Origin of the sequence: Cupriavidus pampae (assembly GCF_914271485.1) — a bacterium.
GTDB lineage: Bacteria > Pseudomonadota > Gammaproteobacteria > Burkholderiales > Burkholderiaceae > Cupriavidus > Cupriavidus pampae.
On record NZ_CAJZAG010000008.1, the window covers coordinates 12,710 to 23,941 of the forward strand.

Sequence of the window (11,232 nt, forward strand, 5' to 3'; positions counted from 1 at the left end):
TTAACAAAATTCCGCCGCCCCTCCGTTTCGGGTGCGCGGGCGGTTTGCCGAACCTTTCGCCCCTCGATTCGCCCCTGATTTCGCATTCCCATCCCCATGGCCACCAGCATCGTCCGCGCCGCATGTCCCCACGATTGTCCCGATACCTGTGCGCTGCACGTCACCGTCCAGGACGGCCGCGCGATCAAGGTGGTGGGTGACCCCGATCATCCGGCCACACGTGGCGTGCTGTGCACGAAGGTGTCGCGCTACACCGAGCGGACCTATCACCGGGACCGGCTGCTGACGCCGCTGCGACGCGTCGGCAAGAAGGGAGAAGGGCGCTTCGAGCCCATAAGTTGGGATCAGGCGCTAGCCGAAGTGGCGGAGCGGTTGTCCGCGATCGCGGCGCGCGATCCGCAGGCGATCGTCCCCTACAGCTACGCCGGCACGATGGGCCTGGTGCAAGGTGAGAGCATGGCGGCGCGTTTCTTCCACAAGCTCGGCGCCTCGCTGCTGGATCGGACGATCTGCGCGAATGCCGGTGCCACCGCGCTGCGCTATACGTTTGGCGCGACCGTCGGCATGGACATCGAGTACGTGGCCGATGCGAAGCTCGTGATCATCTGGGGCGGCAATCCGATTGCGTCGAACCTGCATTTCTGGACGCGCGTGCAGGAAGCCAAGCGGCGTGGCGCGACGCTCGTGGCGATCGATCCATACCGATCGCTGACGGCCGAGAAGTGCCATCGCCATATCGCGCCGATGCCGGGCACCGACGGTGCGCTGGCGCTGGCGATCATGCACGTGCTGATTCGCGACGATCTGCTGGACCATGACTACATCGCGCGGCATACGGTGGGCTTCGAGGCCTTGCGCGATCGCGCGGCCGAGTTCTCGCCCGCGCACGCGGCGGCAATCTGCGGCGTATCCGTGGACGATATCGAATGGCTGGCCGGACTCTATGGCCGCACCGCGGTGACGGAGCGCCAGCCGGTGGCGATTCGCCTGAACTACGGCATGCAGCGCGCCCACGGTGGCGGGCAGGCTGTGCGCGCGGTGGCATGCCTGCCGGCGCTGGTCGGCGCGTGGCGCCATGCGGCCGGCGGCATGCAGCTATCGACGTCGGGCTTCTTCCCGATCGACAACATGGCGCTGCAGCGGCCCGACCTGCTGCCGGACTGGCCGCGCGTGCCGCGCACCGTGAACATGAGCACGATCGGCGACGCGCTGCTCGATGACGGTCAGGGTGGTAACGGACCAAAGATCGAGGCGGTGGTGGTCTACAACAGCAATCCGGTAGCCGTGGCGCCGGAGTCGGCAAAGGTGGCGGCCGGCTTCGCGCGCGAAGACCTGTTCACGGTGGTGCTGGAACACTTTCGCACCGACACCGCCGACTATGCCGATATCGTGCTGCCGGCCACGACGCAACTCGAACACCTGGACGTGCACAAGGCCTACGGCCACACGTACTTTCTGGCCAACAACCAGGCCATCGCGCCGCTCGGCGAATCGCTGGCGAACACCGAGATCTTCCGCCGGCTGGCCGCGCGCATGGGCTTTACCGAGCCGTGCTTCCAGGACGACGACGAGACCATCGCCGCGCAGGCGATCGATCGCAGCGACGTGCGCGCGCGGGGCATCGACTGGGACACGCTGAAGGCCGAAGGCTGGCGCAAGCTCAATGTGCCGGCGGCGCCGTTTGCCGACGGCAATTTCCCGTCGGCATCGGGCAAGTGCGAGTTCTACTCGGAGGCGATGCGGCGCGATGGCTTTGATCCGCTGCCTGCCTACGTGCCGCCCTACGAATCGCCGAATACCGCGCCGGAGCTGGCTGCGCGTTATCCGCTCGCGATGATCTCGCCGCCCGCGCGCAACTTCCTCAACAGCTCGTTCGTGAATGTCGACAGCCTGCGTGCCACCGAGGGTGAGCCACATCTGGACATCCACCCGGACGATGCGGCCGCGCGTGGCATTGTGGATGGCACCGTCGTGCGCGCGTTCAACGATCGCGGCACGCTGCGCGCCCGCGCGCGCGTGACCGAGCGCGCGCGGCAGGGCCTGGTGGTGGGCCTGTCGATCTGGTGGAAGAAGCTTGCGCCGGACGGAAAGAATGCCAACGAATTGACCAGCCAGCGGCTGACCGACCTCGGCCGCGCGCCGGTCTTCTACGACTGCCTCGTGGAGGTGGAAGCGGCGGCAGAGACCGAGGGCGTCGCTTCATGAACGGGCGGCCGGGCGCCCAACGTGTGGTGAGTGCGTGCTTCGCACTGGCCGCCGTCGTGCTCCTGGCCGGCTGCGACACGCTGGGCTATTACTACCAGTCGATCGGCGGCCATCTTGGCGTGATGGCGCAGGCGCGGCCGCTCGACGATGCCATCGCCAATGCGAAGGATGCCAACGACGCGCGGCTCGCGCAGCGTCTGGCACTGGCCGGTCGCATCCGCGACTTTGCCTCACGCGAATTGCAGTTGCCCGACAACGGCAGCTACCGCCGCTACGCGAACCTGCATCGGCCGTACGTGGTGTGGAGCGTATTTGCCACGCCCGAACTGTCGATGGATCTGCACAAGTGGTGCTTCCCGATCGTCGGCTGCATTACCTATCGCGGCTACTACGCGCAGGAGGAAGCCGAGCGTTACGCGGCGGGCCTGCGCAAGGAAGGTTACGACGCCTATGTGGCCGGCATTCCCGCGTATTCCACGCTCGGCTATTTCGACGATCCGCTGCTGAACACGTTCGTCTATCTGCCCGAGGGCGAACTCGCGCGGATGATCTTCCACGAACTTGCGCATCAGGTCGTGTACGTGCGCAACGACACCGCGTTCAACGAGTCGTTTGCCACCGCAGTCGAGATGGCCGGGGTGGAACGCTGGCTCGCCGAGGACGCCTCGGCCGACGCGCGCGCGAGCTATCGCAGCTATGACGAACGCAAGGTGCAGTTTCGCTCGATGCTATTGCGGACGCGCGACCAGCTGGTGGCGCTGTATCGCTCGAATGACGACGAGGCTGCCAAACGACGCGGCAAGGCGAAGATCTTTGCCGATCTGCGCGCGGAGTACGAGACGCTCAAGACTTCGTGGGGCGGCTATAGCGGCTACGACCGCTGGTTCGACATGCCGCTGACCAACGCGCAGCTTGCCGCCGTGGCTACCTATCAGCAATGGGTGCCGGCCTTCACCGTGTTGCTGGCGCAGTGCCATGGCGACTGGAAGTGCTTCTACGCGGCGGCCGGGCGGATTGGTGATCTGCCCGCGGATCAACGCGATGCGGCGCTGCGCAAGCTCGCGCCGCCCGCTACCCATGTGGAACCGCTGAAGGCGGATCGCGCGGGACATTGAGCCATCCTGCATCGCCCGGCTCGGAAATGGCCTAGGCGGTTCGCGCCCATGCGAGAATTGCGCACCATGTCGCACGCCCCAAAGAAGACTCACACCGGACCGCGCGCCGCCGAGGCCGTGACGCTCACAGAAGACGGCCCCGCGCGCGCGCACGTCGCCGAGCGGCAGGAGGCCCGGCGCCGCCAGATCCTCGATGCCGCCGCGCAGCTGTTCTACACGAAGGGCTACCCCGGCATGACGATGAACGACCTGTGTCGTGCGCTGGGTGTGACCAAGCCTGCCGTCTACTATTACTTCACCGACAAGTACGAGATTTTCGACATCCTGTGCCGGGAGTCGGCCGAGACCTGCCTGCCCGTGATCCGCGAGACCGCCGACGCGTCGCTGCCCGTGCGCGAGCGCTTGCAGGCCTGTCTGCTGGAACTCGCACGTCGCTGCGTGAGCTGCCATATCGCCGCCACGCTGAGCTTTCGCGACAACCAGTATCTGAAGCCGGACACGGTGGCGTGGCTCGAGCAGATGGCGCGCGATTTCTACAGCGACCTGTACGCGCAGCTGGAGGAGGGCCGCGCGGCCGGCGTGCTGTCGTTCGGCGACGCGCGCGTAACCGCGCATGCCATCGGCAGCGTGATCGGTTTCATGTACACGTGGCACAAGCCTGGCCGCATGGATGGTGAGCTGCTGGCGCGGGAACTGGCCGCGAACATGATGAAGCTGGTGCTGCCGTCGGCCGCTGCGCCGGCATAAGAGAGCTGAGTCGCCGCTAGGGGTAATCCCTCGTCCCGCCCTTTCGGGTGTCGCATAATTCACGATTCAAGCGAATTATGGTGTCGAGGACTTCGTCTAACGTGTTGTCTTAGAAAGGGCGCACGTTTAGGATTCCCCAAAAAAGTGAACGATCATTCAGAAATTCAGGAGACCGGCGTATGGAAAAACTGTGGCTGAAACAATATCCGGCAGGCGTCCCCGCGGAGATCGATGCCAGTCCGTATCGTTCGCTGGCCCAGTTGCTCGAGGAATCGTTCCGTACCCACGCTGACAAGCGCGCGTTCATCTGCATGGACGCGGCCATCACGTATGGCGAACTCGACAGGCTCTCGCAGCAGTTCGGCGCGTGGCTGCAGGCGCGCGGCCTGAAGCCGGGCGCGCGCGTGGCCATCATGATGCCGAACGTGCTGCAGTATCCGGTGGCGCTGGCCGGCGTGCTGCGCGCGGGCTACGTGGTGGTGAACGTCAATCCGCTCTACACGCCGCGTGAACTCGAGCATCAGCTCAAGGACAGCGGCGCCGAGGCGATCGTCATCCTCGAGAATTTTGCGGCGACACTGCAGGCGGTGCTGCCGAACACGCCGGTGCGCCACGTGGTGGTGGCGAGCATGGGTGACATGCTCGGCACGGTAAAGGGCGCGATCGTCAATTTCGTGGTGCGCAACGTCAAGAAGATGGTGCCCGAGTGGCAACTGCCGAACTGCGTGCGCTTCAACGACGTCATCCGCGAGTCGCGCAGCCTGACGCTGGCGCCGACCACGACCGGTCCCGACGACATTGCGTTCCTGCAATACACGGGCGGCACCACGGGCGTGTCCAAGGGCGCCGTGCTGCTGCACCGGAACGTGGTGGCCAACGTGCTGCAGTCCGAGGCATGGATGCAGCCCGCGCTCGACAAGGGCGCGCCGATCGATCAGGTGATCACGATCACGGCGCTGCCGCTGTATCACATCTTCGCGCTGACGGTCTGCTGCCTGCTGGGCATGCGCAATGGTGGCGTGTCGGTGCTGATCCCCAATCCACGCGACATCCCGGGCTTTATCAAGGAACTGCAGAAGTACCGCTTCAATATGTTCCCGGCCGTGAACACGCTGTACAACGCGCTGCTCAATCATCCCGACTTCGACAAGGTCGACTTCTCGGGTTTGCGCGTGGCGAACGGTGGCGGCATGGCGGTGCAGGAGGCGGTGGCGAAGAAATGGCTGTCGCGCACCGGCTGCCCGATCATCGAGGGTTATGGGCTGTCGGAGACGTCGCCGTCGGCCACATGCAATCCCACCGATACCGATGCGTTCTCGGGCACGATCGGGCTGCCGCTGCCTTCGACCGAACTCGCGATCCGCGACGATGATGGCAACGACGTCCCGCTCGGCCAGCCCGGTGAGATCTGCCTGCGCGGCCCGCAGGTGATGGCCGGCTACTGGAATCGTCCTGACGAGACCGCGAAGGTCATGACCCCCGACGGCTTCTTCAAGACCGGCGATATCGGCGTGATGGACGAACGCGGCTACACCAAGATCGTCGATCGCAAGAAGGACATGATTCTGGTGTCTGGCTTCAACGTGTATCCGAACGAGGTGGAAGGCGTGGTCGCCGAATGTCCGGGCGTTCTCGAAGTGGCCGCGGTGGGCGTGCCCGATGTGCACTCGGGCGAGGTGGTGAAGCTGTTTATCGTGCGCAAGGATCCCGCGCTGACCGAAGAGACCGTGGTCGCGTTCTGCCGGGAGCGCCTGACCGGCTACAAGCGTCCCAAGTATGTCGAATTCCGCACCGAATTGCCGAAGACCAACGTCGGCAAGATCCTGCGGCGCGAACTGCGCGACAGCCGTCAGGCGGCCTGAAGCTCAGGCTTAGGGATCAGGCTTCCCGGCGCGGGCCGGGAAGCCTCTCAGCATTCGTTCGACGGGCCCATCTGCGGCTGCGTCGCGCCATCCGCATAGGTCAATCGCACGCAGGTGCCAACCTCGAGTCCCGGCGCCGCGGGCGCATTGACGGCCGCGAGGGTGCCGTCCTGCGCCTGCACCTTGTACTGGAACAGGTCGATCTGCTGCGGCGGAGGCGGGCGGTTGAACAGCCGCGTCAGATCGAACGAGAGTCCGACGCCGCCGCCGCCTCCGCCACTGCCGCCAAAGCCTGCGGCGCCCACCCCGACGCCGGTGCCACCATAGTAGCTGCCGGCCTGCTCCACTTCCACACGCGACAGGTAGGTCTTCTCGGTCACGCGCCCGAGCTTCACGGTGGCGTTGATGGGCGTGACCTGGGGCGGTTGCGGCTGGCTCGCGCAGGCGCTCAGCAGGGCAGCGATGGCAAGCAGCGGAGGAAGGGCGCGAGCGAGGGTCATGATGTGGTCAGGCTGGACTTCAGTAGGCCGAGCAGGCGGAACAGTGCGTCGCGATCGGCGGGGGCGAGGCCGGCAAATAATCGTTCGACCCACGCTTCGTGCGCGCGTGCCATGCGCGAGAATGCCTCGCGGCCTGCCGGCGTCAGCCGTATCAGGTAGGCGCGGCGATCGTTGGGCAAGGCCTCGCGCGTCACGAGGCCTTCCTCCTGCAGTTGATCGGTGATGCCGGTGACATTGCCGCCGGTGACCATCATGCGGCGCGACAGCTCGCCCATCTTGAGGCCTTCCGGATGGCGGTCGAGCTGGGACATCAGATCGAAGCGCGGCAGCGTAACCGCGAAGTCCTGCCGCAGGCGCGAGCGGATATCGGTCTCGACGAGCGTGGTGCAGGTGAGCAGACGCAGCCACAGGCGCAGCGACTCGTGGCCGCTGTCGCCGGCACGGGTCTCGAGATCTAACGGTGGCAGACCGGCATCGCCGGACGTGTCGTCGGCAATGCCGTTGCTGGCGGGTCCGTTGGCAGTAGGCCTGGCGGTGGGCATGGCGGCGCGGCGGGCATTGGTTGATGCCTGAAGTATATGCCCATGCGCACCGCGCCCATGCCCGTCAGTCCACCTTGGCGCCCGAGTCCTTGACCACCTTGGCCCATTTGACGTGCTCGGACTTGATCAGCGCCGCGAATTGCTCGGGCGTGTTGCCGCTGGGGTCCGCGCCCTGCGCGAGCATGCGTTCGCGTACCGCCGGCGTGGCCAGGCTCTTGGCCACTTCCTGCTGGATCTTCTGGATGATCTCGGGCGGGGTGCCGGCCGGGGCCAGCAGGCCGAACCACGAACTGGCCTCGAAGCCGGGCAGCTTGGCAGCCTGCGCGATGGTGGGCAGGTCGGGCAGCGCCGGCGACTGCTTGGCGCTCGTCACGGCGAGTGCCTTGAGCTTGCCGGCCTTGATCAGGGCCATTGACGACGGCAGGTTGTCGAACATCACCTGCATGGTCCCGCCCGCCAGGTCCGCCAGCGCCGGGCCGCTGCCACGGTACGGGAAATGGACCATAAAGGTCTTGGTCTGCGTCTTGAACAGTTCGCCGGCCAGATGGATCGAGGTGCCATTGCCGCTCGAGGCCATATTCAGCTTGCCCGGATTGGCGCGCGCATAGGCGATGAGGTCGTTGACGCTGTTGATGTGGTTCTGCTGCGCGAAGGCCGGATTGACCACCAGCACGTTCGGCACCGACGCCACGAGCGTGATCGGCGCGAAGTCCTTGATCGGATCGAACGGCAGCTTGCCGTACAGCGACTGGTTGATGCCATGGGTGCCAACGGTGCCCATCAGCAGCGTGTAGCCATCGGGCGCGGATTTGGCGACCATATCCGAGCCGATATTGCCGCCAGCGCCGGGGCGATTGTCGACCACGACGGTCCAGCCCGCCAGCTTGGACAGTTCCGCGGACACCGCGCGCGCAAGGATATCGGTGGTGCCGCCGGCGGCGAAAGGCACGATCAGGCGGATGGGCTTGTTCGGGTAGGGGTCGGCGGCGTGCGCGGCAGTGATCGGACCGACGAACGTACCGACCAGCGGCAGCAGGGCGGCGGACAGCAGCTGCGCGAGGGCGCGGCGGCGAGGTTGTTGCATGGCGATGTCTCCAGAATGGGGCCGGGATGGGTCCGGTCTCGCCGCCATTCTAGTTGCATGTCGCGCACATCGTGGATGAGGGAAATCCCACTGTCAGCCGCGGAATTTCCCTCGACCCTTGGGTCAGAACTTGTGGCGGATACCGACGGCCACGCCAATCATGGTGTTCTTGCCCGTTTGCGGGAAGTACCCGTTCGCGAAGCTGACCGCCGAGGTGTCGAAGTTCAGGCCCGAGTTCTTGGAGAAACCCGTGGTCAGGTACACGTCGGTGCGCTTCGAGAAGTTGTAGTCCGCGACGAAGCTGATTTGCCACGGATTGGCCGGGTTGTTCGACGGCGAGGCGATCGTCGGGCGCAGTTGCTTGAGGTCCTGATAGAAATAGGCCAGCGTGAGACCAAGCGGCGCGGTGACCTGGTAGTTCAGGCCCACCCAGTAGTAGTTGTCGCGTTGCAGCTCGCTGCCATCGGGCGCGGTGATGCGGCCCCAGCGGTAACCGGCCATCAGCTTGGCGGGCCCGTATGAATAGCTGCCCGCGGCACCAATCTTGCGCGAGCGGCCCGGGTCGTTGATGGTCGCGGTGGGGCGCCATTCATCGTAGGCAACCGTCAGGCCGAACGGACCCGACAGATACAACAGGCCGGCTCCGCCGCCCGCGTTGTTGTCGAAGTTGCCCGGTTGCTCGCCCGCGCCGCCGTTGGCGAGCGGGTTCAGGCCGATGGCCGCGACGCCCGTGCCGAAACTCCAGTGGGCTTCCGCGGTGAGCGGACCGAACACGGCGGTGTATTTGACGGTGTTGTCGGAGCGGAAGTTGGTACCGAGCTGCGCGACCACCGGCTCGTAGATCGTGGCGTAACCGGTCGGCGAGAAGTTCGCGAACATGTCGAACATCGTCGTGTACTGACGGCCGAACGTCAGGCGACCCACCGAGTCGCTCTGCAGGCCGACGTAGGCCTGCCGGCCGAACAGACGTCCGCCCTGCTGCGATTTGCCGTCATCGAGGCCAAAGCCCGACTCGAGCACGAACAGCGCCTTGAGGCCGCCGCCAAGGTCTTCGGTACCGCGCAGACCCCAGCGCGAGCCGGACAGGCCGCCGCCAGTCTGCAGCCCCACGCGGCTGCCGCCGCCGGGTTGGTTGAAGCCGGGTGCGAGGTGATTGTTGTATTCGATCGGCACATCGACCACGCCGTAGAGGATCACGCTCGTTTGAGCGGCCGCCACGCCGGAGAACGTACTCAAAGCCGCAAGCGCGAGAAGCGATTTCTTCATGCTCGGTTATCTCCATATAAGAATTATTTGGAGCGCGGAAGAATCTCCTCACTGCCTCTCTCTCTCATCCTTTCGCGCTCAACTTCTTTCCGAAGTCGGGAAACACTCTAGCGCACGGAATCATGCATTTGACCCTGAGGTAAACGTCTTGTCTGCTTTTCACAACTAAGGGTTTCTGAGGACCGGAGCTAGCGCTGGCGCGGCTTGGCAGGGCGCGTACATGGAGGGGCAGAGTACAATGCGGGAATTCCCGGACCGGCTGTGGCCTCTTTTTCGTAGGGTTACGATGCCTGCTGGAAACTCCTCATTGCCTATTTTTTTGACAGCTCTGGCGTTGACATACATGGACTCCCTGATTCGAGAATTCGATGTGGCATTGCGTGCGATCGTGGGCGTGACGCGCGCCGGTCGTGAAAATCCCGCGAACCGGCTTGCGCCCGATACCGAACCGCTGTCGGAGGCCGAGCGCGGTCACGTGGCCGGGCTCATGCGAATCAACCATGTGGGAGAGGTCTGCGCGCAGGCCCTGTACCAGGCCCAGAAGCTGACGGCGCATAGCGCGCCGGTGCGCGCGCAGATGGACGAAGCCGCGCGCGAGGAAGAAGACCATCTGGCGTGGTGCGCGGATCGGCTGCGCGAGCTCGGCTCGCGTCCGAGCCTGCTCAACCCGGTGTGGTACGCGGGCGCGTTTGCCATCGGCTGGCTGGCCGGGCGCGCGGGCGACCGCGTGAGCCTCGGCTTCGTCGCCGAGACCGAGCGTCAGGTCGAACATCATCTGACCAGCCACCTCGACAAGCTGCCGCCGGCCGATGGCCGTTCGCGCGCGATCCTCGCGCAGATGCGCGACGACGAGATCCGCCATGGCGATGCCGCGCGCGATGCGGGCGGCGTGCCGCTGCCCGCGCCCATCCGCGCGCTCATGCGTGGTGCATCGCGCGTGATGACCACCACCGCTTACCGAGTCTGATGAGCGTCTGATGGACGTTCGACGCGCGTCCAAGGGGTATCTGCGATCGTCATCGCAGGCACCAGCGGTGCGTGCAATGCGCGCTGACTACGGTGCCTGTGGAAAACCCGCCTGAACCCTTGCGCGAGCGGGGCGTGCGGCAAAACGTTGTATCCTTCGCAACGATGCAAAATCGCAGAAAATTCGCATTTCAGCGCGGTGTCCTCCGGCAGTTCTCAGGTGTTTTCTCCGGTTTACTCCCTAAGACCTTCATTTCATTGATATTTCACTGTCATGGTGCGTGAGGTTGGCGCGCTAAGTCTTTGTTCTGATTACAAAAACCCCTTTCCTCCGCCGATACGCAGCCTTGACCGGCCAAAGTGCTTACTCTAAAGTGGGAAATTGTGTGAGCAAGTGTGTTTTTGTGTGATTTAGGGGTGCATTACTGCCATCATTCCGGGAAGCTTGCGGGTTCGCGCCGCAACGTCCGGCAAGCGATAGCAGGATGCTGCGGTGAAACCGGGGGAGAGATTTGTTCCAGGGAGCTTCGGCGCTCTCGCTGGATGCCAAGGGCCGGATGTCCATTCCGGCGCGGCATCGCGAGGCGCTGCATCAGCAGGCCGAGGGCCGGGTGACGCTGACCAAGCACCCGGACGGCTGCCTGTTGCTGTTTCCCCGACCCGAATGGGAATCCTTCCGTACCCGTATTGCGGCACTGCCGATGGACGCGCACTGGTGGAAGCGCATCTTTCTGGGCAATGCCGCCGACGTGGACATGGACGGCGCCGGCCGTGTGCTGATTGCACCGGAGCTGCGCAGTGCCGCCACGCTCGACAAGGAAGTCATGCTGCTCGGCATGGGCAGTCATTTCGAAATCTGGGATGCCGCGACGTACACCGCCAAGGAACAACAGGCGATGGCGCAGGGCATGCCGGAAGCGTTGAAGCAATTCTCTTTCTGAAGAG

The 11,232-nt window shown here is 64.9% G+C and carries 10 protein-coding genes; 6 read left to right on the forward strand and 4 right to left on the reverse strand.

The window, feature by feature from the left end:
- The first annotated feature begins 96 nt into the window (after positions 1 to 96).
- From LDO41_RS20075 to LDO41_RS20090, 4 genes are all read left to right on the forward strand, one after another.
- Positions 97 to 2,205: a molybdopterin-containing oxidoreductase family protein gene (locus LDO41_RS20075; RefSeq protein WP_223991459.1), complete on the forward strand. Its 2,109-nt coding sequence runs from the start codon at positions 97 to 99 to the stop codon at positions 2,203 to 2,205.
- The gene (locus tag LDO41_RS20080; protein WP_223991461.1) at positions 2,202 to 3,320 is read left to right on the forward strand and encodes an aminopeptidase; all 1,119 of its coding nucleotides are present in this window, start codon (positions 2,202 to 2,204) and stop codon (positions 3,318 to 3,320) included. The genes LDO41_RS20075 and LDO41_RS20080 overlap by 4 nt, the downstream gene beginning before the upstream one ends.
- A 66-nt stretch (positions 3,321 to 3,386) precedes the next feature.
- Complete coding sequence (locus tag LDO41_RS20085) at positions 3,387 to 4,067, forward strand: TetR/AcrR family transcriptional regulator (RefSeq protein WP_223991463.1); 681 nt, start codon at positions 3,387 to 3,389, stop codon at positions 4,065 to 4,067.
- Positions 4,068 to 4,246: 179 nt separating this feature from the next.
- Positions 4,247 to 5,929, forward strand: a complete 1,683-nt coding sequence (locus tag LDO41_RS20090) for a long-chain fatty acid--CoA ligase (RefSeq protein ID WP_223991465.1) — start codon at positions 4,247 to 4,249, stop codon at positions 5,927 to 5,929.
- A 47-nt stretch (positions 5,930 to 5,976) separates the two neighbouring features.
- On the opposite strand, the gene LDO41_RS20095 is transcribed toward LDO41_RS20090, so the two are convergent.
- From LDO41_RS20095 to LDO41_RS20110, 4 genes are all read right to left on the reverse strand, one after another.
- Entirely contained in the window at positions 5,977 to 6,429 is a 453-nt protein-coding gene (locus tag LDO41_RS20095; RefSeq protein ID WP_223991467.1) for a hypothetical protein, read from the reverse strand.
- Positions 6,426 to 6,971, reverse strand: a complete 546-nt coding sequence (locus LDO41_RS20100; protein ID WP_223991469.1) for a MarR family winged helix-turn-helix transcriptional regulator — start codon at positions 6,969 to 6,971, stop codon at positions 6,426 to 6,428. The genes LDO41_RS20095 and LDO41_RS20100 overlap by 4 nt, the downstream gene beginning before the upstream one ends.
- 64 nt (positions 6,972 to 7,035) lie before the next feature.
- Complete coding sequence (locus LDO41_RS20105; protein ID WP_223991470.1) at positions 7,036 to 8,055, reverse strand: tripartite tricarboxylate transporter substrate binding protein; 1,020 nt, start codon at positions 8,053 to 8,055, stop codon at positions 7,036 to 7,038.
- 123 nt (positions 8,056 to 8,178) lie between these two features.
- Positions 8,179 to 9,321: a porin gene (locus LDO41_RS20110; protein WP_223991472.1), complete on the reverse strand. Its 1,143-nt coding sequence runs from the start codon at positions 9,319 to 9,321 to the stop codon at positions 8,179 to 8,181.
- A 343-nt stretch (positions 9,322 to 9,664) separates the two neighbouring features.
- On the opposite strand from LDO41_RS20110, the gene coq7 reads away from it, so the two are divergent.
- Both coq7 and mraZ read left to right on the forward strand, forming a co-directional pair.
- Complete coding sequence (coq7, locus tag LDO41_RS20115; protein ID WP_223991474.1) at positions 9,665 to 10,288, forward strand: 2-polyprenyl-3-methyl-6-methoxy-1,4-benzoquinone monooxygenase; 624 nt, start codon at positions 9,665 to 9,667, stop codon at positions 10,286 to 10,288.
- 511 nt (positions 10,289 to 10,799) lie between these two features.
- The gene (gene mraZ, locus LDO41_RS20120) at positions 10,800 to 11,228 is read left to right on the forward strand and encodes a division/cell wall cluster transcriptional repressor MraZ (RefSeq protein ID WP_223991476.1); all 429 of its coding nucleotides are present in this window, start codon (positions 10,800 to 10,802) and stop codon (positions 11,226 to 11,228) included.
- Positions 11,229 to 11,232: the final 4 nt, after the last annotated feature.

Excerpts from the sequence above, each read along its gene's own strand:
- LDO41_RS20075 (WP_223991459.1), top strand. The coding sequence starts at position 97 with ATGGCCACCAGCATCGTCCGCGCCGCATGTCCCCACGATTGTCCCGAT.
- LDO41_RS20080 (WP_223991461.1), top strand. The coding sequence starts at position 2,202 with ATGAACGGGCGGCCGGGCGCCCAACGTGTGGTGAGTGCGTGCTTCGCA.
- LDO41_RS20085 (WP_223991463.1), top strand. The coding sequence starts at position 3,387 with ATGTCGCACGCCCCAAAGAAGACTCACACCGGACCGCGCGCCGCCGAG.
- LDO41_RS20090 (WP_223991465.1), top strand. The coding sequence starts at position 4,247 with ATGGAAAAACTGTGGCTGAAACAATATCCGGCAGGCGTCCCCGCGGAG.
- LDO41_RS20095 (WP_223991467.1), bottom strand. The coding sequence starts at position 6,429 with ATGACCCTCGCTCGCGCCCTTCCTCCGCTGCTTGCCATCGCTGCCCTG.
- LDO41_RS20100 (WP_223991469.1), bottom strand. The coding sequence starts at position 6,971 with ATGCCCACCGCCAGGCCTACTGCCAACGGACCCGCCAGCAACGGCATT.
- LDO41_RS20105 (WP_223991470.1), bottom strand. The coding sequence starts at position 8,055 with ATGCAACAACCTCGCCGCCGCGCCCTCGCGCAGCTGCTGTCCGCCGCC.
- LDO41_RS20110 (WP_223991472.1), bottom strand. The coding sequence starts at position 9,321 with ATGAAGAAATCGCTTCTCGCGCTTGCGGCTTTGAGTACGTTCTCCGGC.
- coq7 (WP_223991474.1), top strand. The coding sequence starts at position 9,665 with ATGGACTCCCTGATTCGAGAATTCGATGTGGCATTGCGTGCGATCGTG.